Origin of the sequence: Streptosporangium sp. NPDC050855 (assembly GCF_044456585.1) — a bacterium.
Taxonomy (GTDB): Bacteria; Actinomycetota; Actinomycetes; order Streptosporangiales; family Streptosporangiaceae; genus Streptosporangium; species Streptosporangium longisporum.
In genome coordinates this window covers 44383-62583 of the sequence record NZ_JBITFY010000008.1, presented here as the reverse complement: position 1 = coordinate 62583, position 18201 = coordinate 44383, and the positions used below count along the sequence as shown (strand labels likewise).

General features: G+C 72.9%; 20 protein-coding genes. 9 read left to right on the top strand and 11 right to left on the bottom strand.

The window, feature by feature from the left end:
- Positions 1-52: 52 nt before the first annotated feature.
- Together ACIBCT_RS17390 and ACIBCT_RS17385 are read right to left on the bottom strand one after the other, a co-directional pair.
- Positions 53-1378 carry an RNA polymerase sigma factor gene (locus ACIBCT_RS17390; protein WP_399189549.1) on the bottom strand — a complete coding sequence of 442 codons (1326 nt, stop codon included), beginning with the start codon at positions 1376-1378 and terminating at the stop codon, positions 53-55.
- Positions 1375-1698: a YciI family protein gene (locus tag ACIBCT_RS17385; RefSeq protein ID WP_399189547.1), complete on the bottom strand. Its 324-nt coding sequence runs from the start codon at positions 1696-1698 to the stop codon at positions 1375-1377. Before ACIBCT_RS17385 ends, ACIBCT_RS17390 begins: the two co-directional genes overlap by 4 nt.
- Positions 1699-2024: 326 nt before the next feature.
- Here ACIBCT_RS17385 and ACIBCT_RS17380 point away from each other — a divergent pair, with 326 nt between their 5' ends.
- The 5 genes from ACIBCT_RS17380 to ACIBCT_RS17360 all read left to right on the top strand — a co-directional run bounded on the left by ACIBCT_RS17380 (position 2025) and on the right by ACIBCT_RS17360 (position 4972).
- Positions 2025-2240, top strand: a complete 216-nt coding sequence (locus ACIBCT_RS17380; protein ID WP_399189545.1) for a hypothetical protein — start codon at positions 2025-2027, stop codon at positions 2238-2240.
- A 243-nt stretch (positions 2241-2483) separates the two neighbouring features.
- Positions 2484-3107, top strand: a complete 624-nt coding sequence (locus ACIBCT_RS17375) for a GAF and ANTAR domain-containing protein (RefSeq protein ID WP_399189543.1) — start codon at positions 2484-2486, stop codon at positions 3105-3107.
- Positions 3104-3475 carry an STAS domain-containing protein gene (locus tag ACIBCT_RS17370; protein ID WP_399189541.1) on the top strand — a complete coding sequence of 124 codons (372 nt, stop codon included), beginning with the start codon at positions 3104-3106 and terminating at the stop codon, positions 3473-3475. The genes ACIBCT_RS17375 and ACIBCT_RS17370 overlap by 4 nt, the downstream gene beginning before the upstream one ends.
- 11 nt (positions 3476-3486) lie before the next feature.
- Positions 3487-4584, top strand: coding sequence for a quinone-dependent dihydroorotate dehydrogenase (locus tag ACIBCT_RS17365; protein WP_399189539.1), 1098 nt, complete (start codon positions 3487-3489; stop codon positions 4582-4584).
- A gap of 181 nt (positions 4585-4765) precedes the next feature.
- Complete coding sequence (locus ACIBCT_RS17360; RefSeq protein WP_399189537.1) at positions 4766-4972, top strand: heavy-metal-associated domain-containing protein; 207 nt, start codon at positions 4766-4768, stop codon at positions 4970-4972.
- A gap of 93 nt (positions 4973-5065) precedes the next feature.
- Here ACIBCT_RS17360 and ACIBCT_RS17355 read toward each other — a convergent pair whose 3' ends face one another.
- From ACIBCT_RS17355 to ACIBCT_RS17340, 4 genes are all read right to left on the bottom strand, one after another.
- Positions 5066-6751 carry a beta-N-acetylhexosaminidase gene (locus ACIBCT_RS17355; RefSeq protein WP_399189534.1) on the bottom strand — a complete coding sequence of 562 codons (1686 nt, stop codon included), beginning with the start codon at positions 6749-6751 and terminating at the stop codon, positions 5066-5068.
- Between the two features lie 182 nt (positions 6752-6933).
- On the bottom strand, positions 6934-7863 hold the full coding sequence (locus tag ACIBCT_RS17350) for an N-acetylmuramoyl-L-alanine amidase (protein WP_399189532.1): 930 nt from the start codon (positions 7861-7863) through the stop codon (positions 6934-6936).
- A gap of 87 nt (positions 7864-7950) precedes the next feature.
- Positions 7951-8199 (bottom strand): hypothetical protein, encoded by a 249-nt coding sequence (locus tag ACIBCT_RS17345; RefSeq protein ID WP_344899812.1) that lies wholly within the window; start codon positions 8197-8199, stop codon positions 7951-7953.
- Positions 8200-8322: 123 nt separating this feature from the next.
- Complete coding sequence (locus tag ACIBCT_RS17340) at positions 8323-9411, bottom strand: LacI family DNA-binding transcriptional regulator (protein ID WP_399189530.1); 1089 nt, start codon at positions 9409-9411, stop codon at positions 8323-8325.
- A gap of 135 nt (positions 9412-9546) precedes the next feature.
- Here ACIBCT_RS17340 and ACIBCT_RS17335 point away from each other — a divergent pair, with 135 nt between their 5' ends.
- The gene (locus ACIBCT_RS17335; RefSeq protein ID WP_399189528.1) at positions 9547-10245 is read left to right on the top strand and encodes a TetR/AcrR family transcriptional regulator; all 699 of its coding nucleotides are present in this window, start codon (positions 9547-9549) and stop codon (positions 10243-10245) included.
- A 308-nt stretch (positions 10246-10553) separates the two neighbouring features.
- On the opposite strand, the gene bldC is transcribed toward ACIBCT_RS17335, so the two are convergent.
- The gene (bldC, locus tag ACIBCT_RS17330; protein ID WP_013133571.1) at positions 10554-10757 is read right to left on the bottom strand and encodes a developmental transcriptional regulator BldC; all 204 of its coding nucleotides are present in this window, start codon (positions 10755-10757) and stop codon (positions 10554-10556) included.
- 318 nt (positions 10758-11075) lie between these two features.
- Positions 11076-11939, bottom strand: coding sequence for a hypothetical protein (locus tag ACIBCT_RS17325; RefSeq protein WP_399189526.1), 864 nt, complete (start codon positions 11937-11939; stop codon positions 11076-11078).
- 178 nt (positions 11940-12117) lie between these two features.
- Between ACIBCT_RS17325 and ACIBCT_RS17320 the strand changes: the two genes are divergently transcribed.
- Both ACIBCT_RS17320 and ACIBCT_RS17315 read left to right on the top strand, forming a co-directional pair.
- Positions 12118-13221, top strand: coding sequence for a Leu/Phe/Val dehydrogenase (locus tag ACIBCT_RS17320; protein WP_399189523.1), 1104 nt, complete (start codon positions 12118-12120; stop codon positions 13219-13221).
- Between the two features lie 148 nt (positions 13222-13369).
- Complete coding sequence (locus ACIBCT_RS17315) at positions 13370-13603, top strand: DUF3073 domain-containing protein (protein ID WP_344899803.1); 234 nt, start codon at positions 13370-13372, stop codon at positions 13601-13603.
- Between the two features lie 187 nt (positions 13604-13790).
- Here ACIBCT_RS17315 and purM read toward each other — a convergent pair whose 3' ends face one another.
- Both purM and purF read right to left on the bottom strand, forming a co-directional pair.
- Positions 13791-14816 carry a phosphoribosylformylglycinamidine cyclo-ligase gene (gene purM / locus ACIBCT_RS17310; protein ID WP_399189521.1) on the bottom strand — a complete coding sequence of 342 codons (1026 nt, stop codon included), beginning with the start codon at positions 14814-14816 and terminating at the stop codon, positions 13791-13793.
- 52 nt (positions 14817-14868) lie between these two features.
- Entirely contained in the window at positions 14869-16314 is a 1446-nt protein-coding gene (gene purF / locus ACIBCT_RS17305; protein WP_399189519.1) for an amidophosphoribosyltransferase, read from the bottom strand.
- Positions 16315-16476: 162 nt separating this feature from the next.
- On the opposite strand from purF, the gene ACIBCT_RS17300 reads away from it, so the two are divergent.
- Complete coding sequence (locus ACIBCT_RS17300; RefSeq protein WP_399189517.1) at positions 16477-17541, top strand: hypothetical protein; 1065 nt, start codon at positions 16477-16479, stop codon at positions 17539-17541.
- Positions 17542-17686: 145 nt separating this feature from the next.
- Here ACIBCT_RS17300 and ACIBCT_RS17295 read toward each other — a convergent pair whose 3' ends face one another.
- The gene (locus ACIBCT_RS17295) at positions 17687-18133 is read right to left on the bottom strand and encodes a sterol carrier family protein (RefSeq protein WP_399189515.1); all 447 of its coding nucleotides are present in this window, start codon (positions 18131-18133) and stop codon (positions 17687-17689) included.
- Between the last annotated feature and the right edge of the window lie 68 nt (positions 18134-18201).

Sequence of the window (18201 nt, the reverse complement as noted above, 5' to 3'; positions counted from 1 at the left end):
ATGTGTTGACGGGGAGATCGGGCGGGCGGGATGCGCCCCTCCGCGGCGGCCGTCAGCACGGCCGAGGCCCGTGACCCCCGGGTCCGGGGGGCGGCGTGTCGTCCGTGGCCGGTCGCGGGCCGGCGCCGGACGGCGGCCGCCCCAGCTGGTCGCGGCGGCGCGTCAGGTAGGCGATCTCGGCGGTGTTGCCCGCCAGCTCGACGGCCCTGTCGTAGGCCGCGCGCGACCGCTCGCCGTGGCCCAGCCGGCGCAGCAGGTCGGCACGCGTCGCGTGGTAGGCGTGGTAGCCCGCCAGCCTGTCCCCGAGACGGTCGACGGCCGCCAGCGCCACCTGCGGGCCGTCGAGCTCGGCGACCTCGATGGCCCGGTTGAGCGCCACGATCGGCGAGTGGTCCAGGTGGACGAGCCGGTCGTAGAGGGCGACGATCTGCGACCAGTCGGTGTCGCGCACGTCACGGGCTGAGGTGTGCACGGCGTTGATCGCCGCGAGGATCTGGTACCGGCCCGGGGGCGTCCCGTCGGCGGCGGCGGCCAGGCGCTCGCGTACCAGCCGGTGGCCCTCGGCGATCAGCGCCGCGTCCCAGGCTCCGCGGTCCTGCTCGGCGAGGGCGACCAGCTCGCCGCCGCCCGAGACCCGGGCCTCCCGGCGGGCCTCGGTGAGCAGCATCAGCGCCAGCAGCCCGGCCACCTCACCGTCGGCCGGCATGAGGGCACGGATCATGCGGGTGAGCCGGATCGCCTCGGCGGTCAGGTCGTGGCGCACCGGGTCGCTGCCGGGGCCGGTCGCCAGGTAGCCCTCGTTGAAGACGAGGTAGAGGACGGCCAGCACCCCGGACACGCGCGCAGGAAGATCATGCTCGGACGGCACCCGGTAGGGGATGCGGGCCACCTTGATCTTGGCCTTGGCGCGGGTGATCCGCCGGCCCATCGCGCTCTCCTGGACCAGGAAGGCGCGGGCGATCTCGGCCACGGTCAGACCGGCGACCATGCGCAGCGTCAGCGCCACCCTGGCCTCCATCGCCAGCGCGGGGTGACAGCAGGTGAAGATCAGCCGGAGCCGCTCGTCGTCGATGACGCCGAGCGGCTCGGGCGGGGCGTCGTCGTACAGCATCCGGGCCTCCTCGTGCTTGCCGCCACGCCTGCTCTCGCGCCGGACCCGGTCGATGGCCTTGCGATTGGCGGTCATGGTCAGCCAGGCGCCGGGGTTGGGAGGCACGCCGTCGGCAGGCCACCGCTCGACGGCGGCCGAGAACGCCTCGGCCGCCGCCTCCTCGGCGATGTCGAGGTCGCCGAAACGCCTGGTCAGGGCGGCGACCACCCGGGCCCACTGCTCGCGGTGGGCCCGGGTGATCGCGTCCCGGACGTCGGTCCCGCTCACAGGAACGGCCGCACCTCGACCTTCCGGTTGCAGGCCCGCGACCCCTCGGACGCCAGCCTGAGCGCCACGTCGAGGTCGGGGGCCTCGACGACCCAGAAGCCGACCAGGAACTCCTTCGACTCCACGAAGGGCCCGTCGCTGAACAACGCCTCCTCGCCGCGGTTGTCGATCACCGTGGCCGTGTCGGGCCCGCCGAGACCACCGGCGAAGACCCAGTGACCCTCGGCCCGGAGCCGGTCGTTGAACACGTCGATCGCGGCGTCCTCCTCCGGGGTGGCGAGGCCGGCCGTGTCGGTGATCACGGAAATCAGGTACTGCATCTCGCATCGTCTCCTGTACGTCGGGAACGCCCCCGGCGGGCGACCGCTCACCCGTACTACGAACACCCTCGCCCCGATCGGACACCGCCGCCCGGACCTCTCCCCCGATCTCCCCGATCCTTCCGGTACGCGGGACGGTACGCCGGACGGCGGGCGGCCCGTCCCGGCGAGGCCGTCGCCCGGCACCCGCGCGGGGTCCTTCACCGGCGGCGTTCAGGCAAGGTGGGGAACGGCTTGGCCGGAATCATCGGGCAGCACTAGGCTCTGGTCGCAGATCATTCCGCCCTGCGTCCGCGGAGCTCCCTCGGCATGCAGGAAGCCCGCCCATGACTCAGGTCTTCGACCTCTTCGAGCCCGCCCGGCGCGCGTCGAGCGCCCTCGCGGGCCTTCGCGCCGCGCCCACGGTGACGCGCCGTGCCCCCGGTGTCGGCGTTCCGGACGTCCTCGGCGCCTGCGGCGTGCTGAGCGGCCCCGGCGTCCTGAGCGGCTCCGGTGTTCCGAGGGGCGGGGGAGTGGCCGATCGGCGCTCCGGATATCTCTGATCGGATCGGCCGCGAGCCGCCTTGGCGCGGACGCGGATCGGCGGGCGGCCCGATGGCCCCGGCAGGGACCTTCCGGCCGCGATCCATGAAAGTCCCATTTTCGGGAAGTCGTAGTGTGCATGTCAAGTAACCGGCTCGACGCTGAAAGGCGCCCCGCAGATGACTCATATTGATCCGGAAGCGCTGGTCGCGAGCTTGAGGAGCCTCCAGACGACCTCGCCCGCCACGGGCATAGTCCATCAGTTGGAGCGGGCCGTGGACGTGGTGAACTCGCTGTTCGGATACGCGGGTGCCGGGCTGATGTTCGCCGAGGAGGGCAGGGCCCTGCGCTACCTGGTGGCCACCGACGACCGTGGCCGCAGTCTTGAGGGCGCGCAACTGCATCTCGGGCAGGGGCCCTGTGTCTCGGCGTACCAGGAGAACTGTGCGGTAACCTCCAGCGACGTGCACGTCGATCCGCGCTGGCCGAAGCTGGCCGACCGGCTGCACCCGGAGGTGCGGGCGGTGGCCGGGGTGCCGGTGCGGCTGGGCGGTGAGCCGGTGGGCACGCTGAACGTCTACCAGTCCACCTTCTACGAGTGGGACGAGTCGGACGTCCAGGCCCTCTACGGCTACGCCGACGTGATCGAGCAGCTGCTCACCGCCGTGATGGCCGCGGAGGAGAAGAGCGCCCTGGCCGACCAGCTGCAGTACGCCCTCGACTACCGCGTGATCATCGAGCGGGCGATCGGTTACCTGATGGGAAAGCACGACCTGACCGCCACCCAGGCGTTCACCGGCCTGCGCAAGCAGGCCCGTGACAGCCGGCGCCGCGTCGCCGACCTCGCGGCCGAGGTGCTCGGAGAGGGAGCGGGCGAACTGCGGTGATCCTGCTCACGTCGCCCGACGTCCCCGGAGGCAGGGTGGAGATCACGGTCTACGGGGATCTCGACCGGGCCGCGGGCGCGGAGCTGCGGCGGATGCTCACCGGACCCGGCGGGTCCGGCGAGCCCGGCGGGATCGGCGCGGCGACCGTCGAGCTCGATCTGGCGCACGTGTCCTTCCTCGACTGCGCGGGCGCCAGGGCCCTGCTCGGCGCCGACGAGCACCTGCGCGGCCTGGGCCGGGAGATGGTCGTCCTGCGCCCCTCCAGGCCGGTGCTGAGGCTGCTCACCTTGCTCGGCTTCGCGTCCCACCTGGTGATCGGGGACCCGGGAGGGGTGGCCGGCGCGACCCGCACCCCGCCGGGGCACTAACCTGATCGGTGATGTATCGATTCGTCTTCTCGCAGGTCCTCAGCCGCCTCGACCCGGAGGACGTGCACCGTCTGACGGTCCGCGCGCTCCGTCTCCTCTCCGTGACACCCGTGGTCAGGCGGCTGGTCCACCGCCGCCTCGCGCCGCGCGACCCCGCGCTGCGCGTGCGGGCCTTCGGCGTGCACTTCCCCGGGCCGTTCGGCCTGGCGGCGGGCTTCGACAAGGACGCCGGCTGCGTGGAGGCCATGTCCGCGCTCGGGTTCGGTCACGTCGAGGTGGGCACGATCACCGCCCACGCCCAGCCCGGCAACGCCCGGCCCCGGCTGTTCCGCCTCGCCGGCAACCGGGCGATCATCAACCGGATGGGCTTCAACAACGACGGCGCGGGCGCCGCGGCCCGCCGGTTGCGCAGGGCCCGGGGCGTCCCGGCGGTCGTCGGTGTCAACATCGGCAAGACCAAGGTCGTCCCCGAGTCCGGGGCCGTCGAGGACTACGTGGCCAGCGCGACGGCCCTGGCCCCGCTGGCCGACTACCTGGTCGTCAACGTCAGCTCGCCCAACACGCCGGGATTGCGCGACCTGCAGGCCGTGGAGCTGCTGGAACCGCTCCTGCGGGCGGTGAAGAAGGTGGCCGACGCCACCCCCAGGCGCACCCCGCTGCTGGTCAAGATCGCCCCGGACCTGGCGGACGCCGACGTGGACGCGGTCGCCGACCTGGCGCTGGAGATCGGGCTCGACGGCATCATCGCCACCAACACCACGGTCGACCGGGGGGCGCTGACCGCCCCGGAGCGGGCCGCGGGCCGTGACGCCGTACGGGAGAGCGGCGGCCTGTCCGGCCGCCCCCTGAAGGCGCGGTCCCTGCAGGTGCTGCGCAGGCTGCGCGCCCGGGTGGGCGACCGCCTGGTGCTCGTCTCCGTCGGCGGGGTCGAGGACGCGGACGACGTCTGGGAGCGCCTGCTCGCCGGGGCCACCCTGGTCCAGGGCTACAGCGCCCTGATCTACGAGGGGCCGCTCTGGGCGTACCGGATCCACCGCGGGCTCGCCCGCAGGCTCCGCCGCCAGGGCGTGAGCGACCTGCGCGAGATCATCGGCCGCACCGCGGCCTGACGTCCCCTTCCGCGGGGGCCGGTCCGGCCCCCGCGATCCGTGCGTCTGATCGGCCTTTCCGGCCGGGTCTACCTCTGGAACGTCCCGCTCCGTCCCTCCCGGCTATCGCCTCCATCCGCCCGAGCGTCGTCACGGCCGGGCATATACCCTGGGAGGGTAATCTCGGGACATTGGAGGAACGATGAGCGTGACCACGTACACCGTCACCGGCATGACCTGCGGCCACTGCGTGAGCTCGGTCAAGGAGGAGGTCGGCGAGGTCCCCGGCGTCACCGGCGTCGAGGTCGACCTGGAGACCGGGCGGGTCGAGGTCTCGGGCGACGCGCCCGAGGACGCGGCCGTCCGCGCCGCCATCGAGGAGGCCGGCTACCAGGTGGCCTCCGCCTGACCACCCCGTCCGTCCGTCCGGACGGACGTGACGGGCGTGACGGGCGTGACGGGCGTGACGGGCGGGCGGACGTGACGGGCGGCGGGCCGGGACTCAGACGCTGGGACGGGTGGAGTCGGCCTCGTGGGTCATCTCCTCCAGGTGCCTCATGGCCTCGTCCACGCGGACGACCCCCGGGCGGTGGCGCCGGGGGCCGGTCCCGCCGGTCTGCCAGGGACGCGGGCCGTCCTGCGGCCGGTACTCCACGCCGAGCGCGTCGAGGCGGCCCAGGTGGGCCCGGAGCCGGGAGTCGAAACCGTCCCCGGCACCCCCCGACCAGGCCACCTCGGCCAGCGCGCACCCCCGGGGCCAGGCCCGGTAGTCCACCGCGCGCGCGTCGGGCAGCCGCTCGCTCCAGAGCTGGAACTGCGCGCCGAGCACGCGCTCGCGCTCGGCCGGGGTCCACTCCTCGGGGGCGGGCCGGTAGGCGGCCACGTCCGCCACGGTGATCGCGTCGCCGATGGCGATCGGCTCGCGCTCGGAGGACTCCTCGGCGTAGTCGAAGTAGAGCGGGAACACCGGGGTCTGCACCACGTCGTGCCCGGCCGCGGCGGCACGCCTGGCCACGCCGGGCCCCCGCCAGGGCATCACGATCGTGTCGGGCCTGAGCATGCCGCTGACGAACGCCTCGTCCCAGACCACCGCCCGGCTTCCGCGCTCGGCCAGCACGTCCGCCAGCCGCCGCAGGAACCAGGCGTGCAGCTCGGCCGGGCTGTCCAGCCCGAGCTCCGCCTGGAAGGCGACGATCTCGGGGGAGGCGGCCCAGTCGTCGAGCACGCACTCGTCCCCGCCGACGTGGACGTACGGGGTCTCGCCCAGCGCCCCGAGGATCTCGTCGAACACGTCGGTCAGGAAGGCGACGGTCTCCGGCAGGGGGGACAGGATCGCGGGGGAGATGCCCCAGCGCTCCAGCACCCGGTGGGGCTCGGGGCGGCGCCCGCCGGTGGCGCGGGCGTCCAGCCCGGGGTAGGCCGCGAGGATCGCCGAGGCGTGCCCCGGTACGTCGATCTCGGGAACCACCGTCACGGCCCGCGCCCGCGCGTAGGCGCCGATCTCGGCCAGGTCGTCCAGCGTGTAGTACCCGCCGTGCGGGACGTCGTCGAAGGCGGGCTGCTCCCGGTGGTGACCCACGACCGTGCGCGGCCGGTGCGAGCCCACCTCGTGCAGCCGCGGGTGCGCCCTGCTCTCCACCCGCCAGCCCTGGTCGTCGACCAGGTGCAGGTGCAGGCGGTTCAGCTTGTGCGCCGCCATGAGGTCGATCATCCTGAGCACCTCGCGCCGGGGCAGGAAGTGCCGCGCCACGTCCAGGTGCGCCCCCCGCCAGGAGAACCGGGGCGCGTCCCGCACCCGGCACGCCGGCACGCTCCAGACCGCACCCCCAGGGCCCCCAGGGCCTTTCGCGCCACCGGGGCCGCCGGAGGTGCCGGTCGCCGCGCGGAACGCCGCGTCGGGGAGCAGCTGCCGCAGCGTCTGCCCCGCGTAGAAGGCCCCCGCCCGGTCCCCGGCCGTGATCCGCACCCTGCCGGCCGCCACCTCCATCGTGTACGCCTCACGCCCGAGCGCCGGGTCCGTCTCCACCGTGATCGTCCCCGCCTCGCCGGGAACCGGGTCGAGCACCGCCAGCGCGGTCCGGAGCGCGGCGACCGGTTCGGCGGGACCGGACACCGTGAGCCCGAAGGGAAGGTCCACGCGGCCGTCGGCGGCCGTGACGGCAGAGGGGAGCGGCAGGAGATCGGTCATGGTCAGATCATGTCAAGTCACTCCGCGCCCCGCCATTCCCGGCCCGCCCCACCGGCATCGGCGGCCCCACGGCCCGCTCGTCCGCGACGGTCGTCCCGGCGAGCGGTCCCGGCTTCCGCTCCGGGCGGACCGGCGGGCGGCCCGGAGCGCGCGAGCCGTCCCGCGCGAGCGCGGGTGAGCCGCTACCTCAGGTACGCCTGGAGCCCGTCCGCCAGGGAGAGCGCGACCCGCTGCCGGAACGCCGCCCGCTGGAACTTGGCGGCCTCGGCGGGGTTCTTCATGTTGCCGCACTCGATGAAGATCTTGGGCACCGTGGAGAGGTTCAGGCCGCCGAGGTCGTTGCGGTAGTCCAGCGCCTGCCGGCCGATGTAGGTCGAGTACGCCAGGCCGGTTCCGCGCCGGAAGGCGTCCCGCACGCTCAGGCCGAGCCGCTTGGAGGCCCCGACCACCGGGTCCACCGGCCCGCCGATCTTCCTCGGCATGATCACGTGGAAGCCGTGGTTCGCGGTGCTCGACCCGTCGGCGTGGACGGAGATCGCCGCGTCCGCCTTGGCCCGGTTGCCGATCGCGGCCCGCTGGGTGATGCACGGGCCGACGCCGGAGTTGTTCGCGCGGGTCAGCTTGACCGTCGCGCCGCGGCTTTTGAGGATCGCCGTCAGGCGCTGGGAGACGTCCCAGGTGAAGGCCGCCTCGCTGTAGCCGTTCGCGGTGGCGGTGCCCGTGGTGTCGCACGCCTTCCACTGGGTCAGCACGTTGACCTTCTTGTTGATCTCCGCGGGATGACGGTAGTTCTGCCCGTTGTGCCCGGGATCGACGACCACGACCTTGCCGGTGAGCGGCCTGGAACCGGCGGTCCGGCTCGCCGGGCTCACCGCGGGATCGTTCGCCGCGCCGGTCGCGGGGCCGTCCGTGCCGTCCGCCGCGCCGTCGCCCGCCGGGGCGTCCGCACCGTCCGCGGGGGAGGTCCCGGTCGCCGGGCCGGAGCCCGCGTCGGCCGCCGGGACCGGTCCGCGTTCCCGCGCGAGGTCCGTGCCGCCGGTGCCGCCGCAGGCGGCCGCGCCCAGGCCGCACAGGACAAGGGTCGTCGCGAGTGCTCTGCCGGTCACGCTCATCGCCCCCAAGATAGGTCGTCGACCACCCAACTTACGTGGCTTGGCGGCGTGGCTCAGCCGTTGTCGCGATATGGCCCCTTCCGTCCGTCACCAGGCGTGCTCGCCGACCTCCTGCTTCTGCAGGAGCGAGGCCAGCTCCCTGGCGTCCTCGGCGTCCAGGCCGAGGACCACGCGGGGACGCCCCCATGGGTGGTCGATCGAATGGGCCACGTAGCTGGCCACGGACTCGACCCCCGCGTCCCCGCCGCGGCCCCGGGTGGCCCGCCAGTGGGCCCACGCCCGTTCGAGTTCGGCGGCCGCCCGCTGGGCGCATGACACCAGTTCCGGATCACGCATTGTTACCCCCCTCGTCTCGCTCGGAGTCAACACCGGCGGCGCGCCGTGGTCCGGGATGTTGACCTGGATTTGGGGAGGTCATGGAGCCTGCCTGGGCGTCCTGTAACGCTCCAGGCAGGCCGTTTACCCCGGGGTGGGGCTCGTGCTGCGCCGTACGACCAGTTCGGGGGCGACCTGCCGCAGGCGCGAGGCCTTGCCGGGGTCGCCGATCCGGTCGTGCAGCAGGGCGGCGGCGGAACGCCCCATGGCACGGCGTGGCTGGTCCACGGTGGTCAGCGCGACCGGCTGGGTCCCGGCGCGGCGGATGTTGTCGTACCCGACCACGGACAGGTCCTCGGGGACGCGCAGGCCCAGCTCGGCGGCGGCGGACAGGACGCCCATGGCCACCAGGTCGTTGGCGGCGAAGATCGCTGTGGGCCGGGGGTCGCGGGTGAGCAGGCTGTGCGCCGCGCGCGCGCCGCCCTCCTCGCTGGGCTCGCCCTCCTCGACCATGATGTACGGGGCCAGGGAGTGCCTGCGCATCGCGACCAGGTAGCCCTCGCAGCGGAAACGCCCGCAGGAGATGCCGGTCGCCTCGATGTGGGCGATCCTGCGGTGGCCGAGCTCCACCAGGTGGTCGACGGCCAGGCGGGCACCGAGCTGGTCGTCGTCGACGACGATGTCCACGCCGCCGAGGTCGATGTCGCGCTCGCCCACCACGACCGTGGGCGTGTAGCCGGTGGCCTCGACGAGCGTGCCGCTGGTGGGCGCGATGCCGAGCAGGACGAGCCCGTCGACGCGCAGTTCGAGGAAGGCCTCGACCGCCTCGTCCTCGAAGGCGGGGTCCCACTGGCTGTTGCCGATGAGGAGCCTCAGCCCGTCGCCGTGCAGGCTCTCCTGCAGGCCGTCCAGGAACTCGGCGTAGAAGGGGTTGTGCAGGTCGGCGACGAGCGCCCCGACCAGGTGGGTACGGCCCTCGACCAGGCTGCGCGCGACCGCGTTGGGCCGGTAGCCGAGGTCTCTGGCGGCCTGGAGCACGGCCTGGCGGCGGTGCTCGCTGACGTGCGGCGAACCGCGCAGCACGAGCGAGACCAGTGATTTGGAGACACCGGCTCGTTCTGCCACGTTGCGGATCGTGGGTCTGGGGCGTGGTCCCCCGCCCCCGTCGGACAAGACGGGCGCGGTGAACTCGCGGGCTCGGGTGACGGTGGTGTTGACCGGCGGTCCTGACATGGCTCTCCCCCGGGATGGTGGATGGGCACCTGTCACTCAAAACGATCGAGTTCCTAATGGGGTACGGCCTCGGCGCGAGGGAACTCCGATCTTGACCCCGCCGTCGCGCGTGTCGGCTCCGCTAGTGTGCACGGTGTGGGTTCGACATCCGGAGCCGCCGAGCAGGCGAGACCTGCGGCGGGCGGCGCGCGACCGGCACGGCGCAGGCTCAGCGTGGACCGGCGTCGTGAGGAGCTCATGATGGCGGCCCTGGAGCTGTTCAGCCGGCATGACGCCGAGGACGTGTCGATCGACGACGTGGCCTCCGCGGCGGGCGCGTCACGGGCCCTGGTCTACCACTACTTCGGCGGCAAGCAGGAGCTGTACGTCGCCGCCCTCAAGAGCGCCGCGGCCCAGCTGGAGGCGCGGCTGCGGCCGCACCAGGACGGGCGCCCGCTGGAGGAGATGACGGGGGGCCTGACCCGTTACTTCGACTTCGTCGAGGAGCACGCCGCGGGGTTCGCCGCGCTGCTCAGGGGCGGCCCCGCCAACCGCAGCGGCGAGATCGGCGAGATCGTCGACTCCGTCCGGCAGCGGCTGTTCCGTCTGATCATGAAGCAGATGCGGGTCGAAGAGCCGGGGCCGGTGCTGCGCATCACGCTGCGCTCGTGGATCGCCTCGGTCGAGACCGCGGGCCTGGACTGGCTGGAGCACCGCGACGTCGAGCGGCCCGAGCTGGAGCGTCTGCTGATCGACCAGATGGTGGCGCTGCTCGGGGCGGCGGCACGGCACGACGCCCGGGTCGCCCGGCTGCTGGCCGATCTGGAAACGGACCGGCCGGCCGGATCCGGCTGATCCCCGGCACGCGCGGCCGCTCCCCGGTCCCTCGCGGCCGCTCTCCGGTCCCGTCCCGGACGTGTCCCGTCCGGTCCTGCCCCGCGGCCTCGCCGCGGTCCCGCTCCCGTCCCGCTCGCGTCGGCCCGTCCCCCCGTGGGACGCGTGCCCGTCACGGTGCGAGGACCGTCGGGCGTGAGCGCGTGTTCTTCGCGGAACGCGTGCCGGGGCGGCGCCGGGCGGGCGGCGCCGCTCCCCACGAATCTGTGGCCTGCGCGCTCACGTGGTGAGCGCGCACCAATCCCCCTAGGTCGGTAACGGCCCCCGTCTTACTCTGAGCGCTGTTGCGGAATCCCCGCCAGCAGCGCGCGAACCTCGGTCTCCCGGTACCGGCGGTGCCCACCCAGGGTGCGGATGGACGTCAACTTGCCCGCCTTCGCCCACCGGGTCACGGTCTTGGGATCGACCCGGAACATGGTTGCGACCTCCGCCGGGGTGAGCAGCGGCTCTGCCTCGGGTGTACGAGCTGACATTTGTGCGGCCTCTCCTCCATGTGGACCGGCGACAGCGATCCTGCGACTTGACGCTTGTCACGGATGTCCGCCTATGGCCCATGCGTGCGGCTGTTTGGGCCATATGCGGCATCACCCGATGTGACCATACAGCCACGTAGAGCGATTGGCGAGTCTTTGAGCGACTCATCTCTCTTGTACACCTGTTGTGGTCACGCTCGGTGATTCTAGCGACACGTTTCGTGGTATCGCAGTGAAAACGGCAAACTACTCAGTTCGTAGGTGCATCCCCGGTCATCGACGGATCTACTTACGCAGGTCGAAGGGTGGATTTGCGACTCAGTTTGCTGATTCGAGAAGTTGTATTGATCTCCAGCGGAGAATGACGCGCTGATACATGGCGAACGCCAGTTCTTCCTCGCCTTTTTCCAGACCCGTCAGCGCCGCGGCGAGCTCGGCCACCGACTCGTCGGCCTGGAGCGTCTCGTCGTCCATCAGGTTGACGATGCCCCCGTAGTCGAGCTCGACCAGCGAGTGGGGGTGGAACTCCTCCAGCCAGCGCGCCACGTCCTCCACCTCGCCGGTGACCGGGACCTCCCCCACCTGCCTCCTGATGATCTGCAGGGCGCGGGCGCTGCGGCGCCGGGCGTGGGCCATGGACGTGACGTAGATCAGGTTGCGCGTGGTGGTGGTGCCCTCCTGGCCCTGGTCCCCGGGCCCGTCGATGACCAGCCAGCGCTCGTTGCCGTCGAAGGGGACGAACCACGAGGTCGGAACGTGCCAGGTGGAGCCGCGGATGTGGGTGCGCAGCGCGGCCGAGTCGGTGCGGCGCTTGAACCGGTCGAAGTCGTCGGCCGTCTGCGCGGCCACCGCGGCCGGGACGAACCGCTCCATCAGCTTGGGCGGGGTCGCGCCGCGGAAGCGCGAGAAGGCCAGCCAGGACCGCAGCCTGCTCTGCCAGGGGCAGACGTACAGGACGTCCTCCACGCGCCTCAGATAGGCGTTGGGGCTCTCCTGGGCGGGCGCCGGTGCCGGGGGCACCCCGAGGAGGCGGCGCACCGCCTCGCCGTGCTCGGCGTGCAGGGCGCCGGCCCGGCGCGGCCGGTCGGTCGCCTCGGCGTAGGCGGCCCAGGAGGCGCGCTCCGCCGGGGCGAACGCGGCCAGCGGTTCGTAGACGCGGAGGTAAGCGGCGTAGGGCAGCACGACCGCATCGTGTCACGAAGCGCGGGTCGTTGTCCGTAGCCGGGGGCCTCGGGCGGGTGCCGTCTCGGACACTGAGACGAGCCGGTGCGGGAATCGTCCCCAGGCCGGAGGGTGGTTACGCTGAAGGTGATCTCCGCCGCGACGGTGCGGTGGTAACGAACGACTGGGAGTCACCACAGTGACCGACGTCTTCGGGCTGTCCCACAAGGACGCGGGCTCGGTAACCGGCCAGACCAGACACGAGCAGGTCGTCTTCTGCTCCGATGAGCGCAGCGGCCTGCGCGCGATCATCGCCATCCACAACACCGCCCTCGGCCCGGCCCTGGGCGGCACCAGGTTCTACCCGTACGAGAGCGAGCAGGCCGCGCTGGCGGACGTGCTCAACCTCTCGCGGGCGATGGCCTACAAGAACGCCCTCGCCGGGCTCGACCTCGGCGGCGGCAAGGCCGTGATCATCGGGGATCCGTCGAAGGACAAGAGCGAGGCGCTGCTGCGGGCCTACGGCCGCTTCGTCCAGTCGCTGGGGGGCCGCTACTTCACCGCCTGCGACGTCGGCACCTACAGCGAGGACATGGACGTCGTGGCCCGCGAGAGCTCCTACGTGACCGGCCGCACGCTGGCCCACGGCGGGGCGGGCGACTCGTCGATCCTGACCGCCTACGGCGTGTTCCAGGGCATGCGCGCCGCCGCCGAGCACTCCTGGGGCACCGCGTCGCTGCGCGGCCGGAGGGTCGGCGTGGAGGGGGTGGGCAAGGTGGGCCACCGCCTGGTCGGCCACCTGGTCGAGGACGGGGCCGAGGTCGTGGTCTGCGACGTGAGCGAGCGGGCCGTGGAGCGGCTCGTCGGGCTCCACCCGCAGGTGCAGGTGGTCGCCGACCGGCTGGAACTGACGGCGTCGGCCCTCGACGTCTACGCGCCGTGCGCCCTCGGCGGGGCGCTGGACGACGACACCGTGGCCCGGCTGAGCGCCACGGTGGTCTGCGGCGGGGCCAACAACCAGCTCGCCCACCCCGGCGTGGAGAAGCAGCTCGCCGACCGCGGGATCCTCTACGCGCCCGACTACGTGGTCAACGCCGGCGGGGTCATCCAGGTCGCCGACGAGATCGAGGGATTCAACATGGACCGGGCGCGGGCAAAGGCCACCCAGATCCACGACACGACTCTCAAGATCTTCTCCAGTGCGGCGGAGGATGGCGTACCTCCGGCCGTCGCAGCCGATAGGCTAGCCGAGCGCAGAATGTCGGAAGTCGGGCGAATCAGGGGCATTTGGCTAGGCCACTAGCCCCACACGCCCATACGGCGTACCGAGCCGGGCGTAAAACGGGTACGGTTGTAGGCGAACGAGAGCTGACGCTCAAGTCAGGTGCGTCAGCGCGTGGTGCGTTAGCGACGAGGGGTCGGGCACGACCCCACACGAGGGGGTCGAGCCAATGGGGCGCGGCCGAGCAAAGGCCAAGCAGGTCAAGGTTGCTCGCCAGCTGAAGTACAACAGCGGTGGCACTGATCTTGAGCGTCTTCGCGACGAGCTCGGAGTCAGAGACGACTCCAACCACGACGACGACTCCAACGACGCCTACGACGAGCTGGCGGAGCGGTACGCCGACTACGCCGAGGACTTCGGCGCCGGTGACGACCGCGACGACGGGCCCTCCGGCCGCCGTTAGGCGGCTTTCAGATCAACGTGGTGCGGGGACACCCGGCGGTGAACGGCCGCCGGGTGTTCTTCTCGTCCGGCGGTCCGTGATCGGTGACATGAGGCGCTCCGGGTGACCCGGAGCGCCTTTCGCCGTACCCGGGCCCGGAGGCTTCCGGATCACCGCTCCGGGAGTGCTCCGGGACCGGCTGAAACGATCAGCTGAAGCGCGCCCGGCCGGTGCCCGGCACGACCTCGCCCAGCACCCAGGCCGGCAGGTTCCGCTCGCCCAGCAGCGCCAGGGCCGCGTCCACGGCCTCCGCGGGGACGATCGCCGCCATGCCCACTCCCAGGTTGAACGTCCGGTCCATGTCGTCCCGGCCCACCCCGCCGTGCCCGGCGAGCACCTCGAAGACGGCCGGGGGCGTCCAGGACGAGCGGTCCAGGACCGCGTCCAGCCCGGACGGCAGCGAACGGGACAGGTTGCCCGCCAGGCCGCCGCCGGTGATGTGCGCGTACGCGTGCACCTCGACCGTGCGGGCCAGCTCCAGGCAGTCGAGCGAGTAGATCCTGGTCGGCTCCAGCAGCTCCTCGCCCAGCGTCCTGCCCAGCTCGGGCACCTCGGCCTCCAGCGAGAGGCCGGCGGTCGCGATGATGTGCCGGACCAGCGAGTAGCCGTTGGAGTGCACGCCCGAGGAGGCCAGGGCCAGGACCACGTCGCCCTCGCGGACCCTGTGCCCGCCGAGCATCGCGTCGGCCTCCACCACGCCGGTGGCGGCCCCGGCGAGGTCGTACTCGTCTGCGCCCATGGCACCGGGGTGCTCGGCCGTCTCGCCGCCGATCAGCGCGCAGCCGGCCAGCCGGCAGCCCTCGGCGACACCGCCGACGATCTCGGCGATCCGCTCGGGCACCACCTTGCCGCAGGCGATGTAGTCGGTCATGAAGAGCGGCTCGGCGCCGCAGACCACCAGGTCGTCGACGACCATGCCGACCAGGTCGATCCCGATCGTGTCGTGCTTGTCCAGCCGCTGGGCCAGCATGACCTTGGTGCCGACGCCGTCGGTGGAGCTGGTCAGCAGCGGGCGCCGGTACGACAGCAGGGCCGAGGCGTCGAAGAGACCGGCGAAGCCGCTGGGGTCGTCCACCACCTCGGGCCGGCGCGACCGCGCGACCTTCGCCTTCATCAGCTCGACGGCGCGCTCGCCCGCCTCGATGTCCACCCCGGCGGTCGCGTAACTGGTCATCGGGCGTCTCTCCTCGGACGGGCGGCCCGGCCCGTCCGGGCCCGGGCGCGGCTCACAGCTTGGCCTCCAGCACGAACTTGCCCACGTTGTCCTGGTCGATGGGGATCGGGTAGTTCCCGTCGAAGCAGGCACGGCAGAGCCGGTCGGCCGGGATCGTGGTGGCCGCGGTCAGGCCCTCCAGGGAGATGTAGCCCAGCGAGTCGGCGCCCAGCGAGGCGCGGATCTCCTCCACGCCGAGCGAGCCGGCGATCAGCTCGGCCCGGGTGGCGAAGTCGATGCCGTAGAAGCAGGGCCAGCTGACCGGCGGGGAGGAGATCCGGACGTGGACCTCGACGGCGCCCGCCTCGCGGAGCATCTTGACGATCGCCCGCTGCGTGTTGCCCCGCACGATGGAGTCGTCCACGACCACCAGGCGCTTGCCCGCGACGACCTCCCTCAGCGGGTTGAGCTTCAGGCGGATGCCCAGCTGGCGGATCGTCTGGGACGGCTGGATGAAGGTCCGGCCCACGTAGGAGTTCTTGACGAGCCCCTGGCCGTACGGGATCCCGCTCTCCTCGGCGTAGCCGACGGCGGCGGGGGTGCCCGACTCGGGCGTGGGGATGACCAGGTCGGCCTCGACCGGGTGCTCGCGGGCCAGCACCCGGCCGACCTCGACGCGGGTGGTCTGCACGCCGCGCCCGGCGATCGTGGTGTCCGGGCGGGCCAGGTAGACGTACTCGAACAGGCAGCCCTTGGGCTCGGACAGGGCGAACCTGCGCGAGCGCACCCCGCGCTCGTCGATGGTGATCAGCTCGCCCGGCTCGATCTCGCGGACGAACGTGGCGCCCACGATGTCCAGGGCCGCGGTCTCGGAGGCGACGGCCCAGCCGCGCTCCAGGCGCCCGAGGACCAGCGGGCGCACGCCCTGCGGGTCGCGGGCCGCGTACAGCGTCTTCTCGTCCATGAAGACGAGCGAGTAGGCACCCCTGACCTGCGGGAGGAGCTGCGCGGCCGCGTCGTCGACGGACCGGCCGCGGTCCTGGGCCAGCAGCGCCGCCAGCACCTCGGTGTCGGTGGTCGCCCGGGTGGAGCCCGGTGCCAGGCGCCGGGCCAGCTCCGGGGTGTTGATCAGGTTGCCGTTGTGGGCGAGCGCGAGCCCGCCGCCGTCGGTCGAGCTCAGCGTGGGCTGCGCGTTCTCCCAGACACTGGACCCGGTGGTCGAGTAGCGGCAGTGGCCGATCGCCAGGTGGCCGCGGAGGGTTCCGAGCACGGACTCGTCGAAGACCTGGGCCACCAGGCCCATGTCCTTGTAGACGAGGATTCTGCTGCCTTCACTGACCGCGATGCCCGCGGACTCCTGGCCGCGGTGCTGCAACGCGTACAGCCCGTAGTAGGTGAGTTTGGAGACTTCTTCCCCAGGGGCCCAGACGCCGAAGACGCCACATGCGTCCTTCGGAGGCAGGTCGTGGGGGTCAAGGTCATGGCTCAGATGGCCGTCGCCCTTCAGCACATGCTTCATTCTAGGTCGGCTTCCTCCCTGCTCGCACCCCCGGGTCCGTTCCGCGACATGCCGCACCCTGACCGAAGGGTCATCGGCGTTTTGCCGTGTCAGCCTGTTTCACGGGGAAGGAGAGGGGGATTCTGGGGTATCCGGCCATGTCCGAGCGTCGGGAGAAGAGACGTGACAACACCTGTGGAACCGAACCAGCCCGATCCGCGGCGCGAGCCCCGTGAGCGGCGTCCCGACCAGGAAGGGGCCGGTGCGGAGGAGCCCTCCGGCGGAGCCGCTTCCGGTCCCGGGAACGCCGGAGACCCCGGAGGTGCCGGGGACGCCGGGGGTGCCGGCCGCGGGAGTTCCGCTCCCGGCGGGTCGAGCGCCTTCGGCCCCGACGACCCGCCCACCTCGCCGCCCCCCTCCCAGGACGACGCCTACGGGGAGTCCTCCCGCCCGGTCCCGGGCGGCACGCCGCCCGCCTACCCGGGCTGGGAGGGCACCTCGGAGACCCCGGGCGCGCCCGGCACTTCGGGGGCGCCCGTCGCCCCCACCACGCCCTCGCGGTACGACCCGCCGACGCCGTCAGGGCCGTCCGGTTCGTCCCAGCCCGAGCAGCCCGGCCGGTGGGAGCAGCCCGGGCAGGCGGACGGGCCCGGCTACGGCGGGCAACCGGGATACCAGGGACAGGGGGAACAGACCGGACCCGGCGGGCAGCCCGGATACGGCGAGCAACCCGGACATGAAGGACAGCAGGGATACGCGGGGCAGCCCGGCTACGGCGGGCAGCAGGGACATCAGGCCGGACAGTCCTACGCCCAGCCCGGTGCGCAGGCGCCCTCGGGGGCCGGCCCCTACCCGCAGGCCCAGGGCGGCGCGGCGTACCCGTCGGCGCCCGGCTACCCGGGCCAGCCCTATCCGGAGCATCCCGGGGACCGGCGCAGGCCGGGCGGGGGGCTCGGCACCGCCGCTCTCGTCCTGGGGATCGTGTCCCTGCTGCTGCTGGTCGTCTGCGGCCTGGGCGTGCTGGTGGCGGTCGTCGGCCTGATCCTCGGCATCGTCGCGCTGGTCAAGCGGTCCAACCCCGGCCGGGCCTGGGTGGGCATCGTGCTGAGCATCCTCACCCTGGTGCTCGCCGCGGTCCTGGTGGGCTGGCTCTACAACAAGGTCGGCGACTGCGTGAACCTGCCCCAGGAGCTCCAGCAGCGCTGCATCGAGGAACGGTTCGGCGTCCAGGTGCGACCCGCGCCGTGACCCCCGGCGGGGCCGCCCGCCCATCCGGGGCGGCCCCGCCGGGGTCCTGTCCCGCCGCGGCCCTGCCCGGTCCCGCGGCCCGCGCCACGCCGGTCCGCCCGCGCGGGCACGCCCGTGGGGGCACGGCGCCGGCGCGGCGGGACGGTCAGCGCAGCGGGAGGTGGTCCGACAGGTCGGCACGGGCCCCGCTGGCCGCCACCCTGCCGGTCGCCATCGCCTCCGCCCAGGTCATGCGGCCGGTGGCGAGGTCCAGCCAGGTACGCGCGTCGGTCTCCACCACGTTGGGCGGGGTGCCGCGGGTGTGCCGGGGCCCCTCCACGCACTGCACCGCCGCGTAGGGCGGGACCCGGACCTCGACGGTCCGGCCGGGGGCGGCCGTCGCCAGCTCGTCCAGCAGGTGGCGTACGGCGAAGCGGGTGATCTCCCGTTCGGGCCGGACCTGCCGCTCGAAGGCCCGCGACACCACGCTCACGCAGGCTCCCAGCAGGGCGGCGAGCCCTCCGGGACCGTCGTAGGGCGGCTCGTCGAGAGCGCTCAGCTGGGCGTCGAGGGCGGCGCGTACCTTGGCGGCGTCGGGCTTGTGAGGTGGCACGTCCACCATGATGCCCGCGGGGAGCGGCCGGTACGGACCGAAGGGACCCGCCGGGCGGGTACAAGATC

Bases quoted from the DNA above. Each gene is read 5' to 3' on its own strand.
- bldC (WP_013133571.1), bottom strand. From the start codon at position 10,757: ATGTCAGCTCGTACACCCGAGGCAGAGCCGCTGCTCACCCCGGCGGAG.
- purM (WP_399189521.1), bottom strand. From the start codon at position 14,816: ATGACCAGTTACGCGACCGCCGGGGTGGACATCGAGGCGGGCGAGCGC.
- ACIBCT_RS17350 (WP_399189532.1), bottom strand. From the start codon at position 7,863: ATGAGCGTGACCGGCAGAGCACTCGCGACGACCCTTGTCCTGTGCGGC.
- ACIBCT_RS17355 (WP_399189534.1), bottom strand. From the start codon at position 6,751: ATGACCGATCTCCTGCCGCTCCCCTCTGCCGTCACGGCCGCCGACGGC.
- ACIBCT_RS17360 (WP_399189537.1), top strand. From the start codon at position 4,766: ATGAGCGTGACCACGTACACCGTCACCGGCATGACCTGCGGCCACTGC.
- ACIBCT_RS17365 (WP_399189539.1), top strand. From the start codon at position 3,487: ATGTATCGATTCGTCTTCTCGCAGGTCCTCAGCCGCCTCGACCCGGAG.
- ACIBCT_RS17315 (WP_344899803.1), top strand. From the start codon at position 13,370: ATGGGGCGCGGCCGAGCAAAGGCCAAGCAGGTCAAGGTTGCTCGCCAG.
- ACIBCT_RS17385 (WP_399189547.1), bottom strand. From the start codon at position 1,698: ATGCAGTACCTGATTTCCGTGATCACCGACACGGCCGGCCTCGCCACC.
- ACIBCT_RS17380 (WP_399189545.1), top strand. From the start codon at position 2,025: ATGACTCAGGTCTTCGACCTCTTCGAGCCCGCCCGGCGCGCGTCGAGC.
- purF (WP_399189519.1), bottom strand. From the start codon at position 16,314: ATGAAGCATGTGCTGAAGGGCGACGGCCATCTGAGCCATGACCTTGAC.
- ACIBCT_RS17340 (WP_399189530.1), bottom strand. From the start codon at position 9,411: ATGTCAGGACCGCCGGTCAACACCACCGTCACCCGAGCCCGCGAGTTC.
- ACIBCT_RS17345 (WP_344899812.1), bottom strand. From the start codon at position 8,199: ATGCGTGATCCGGAACTGGTGTCATGCGCCCAGCGGGCGGCCGCCGAA.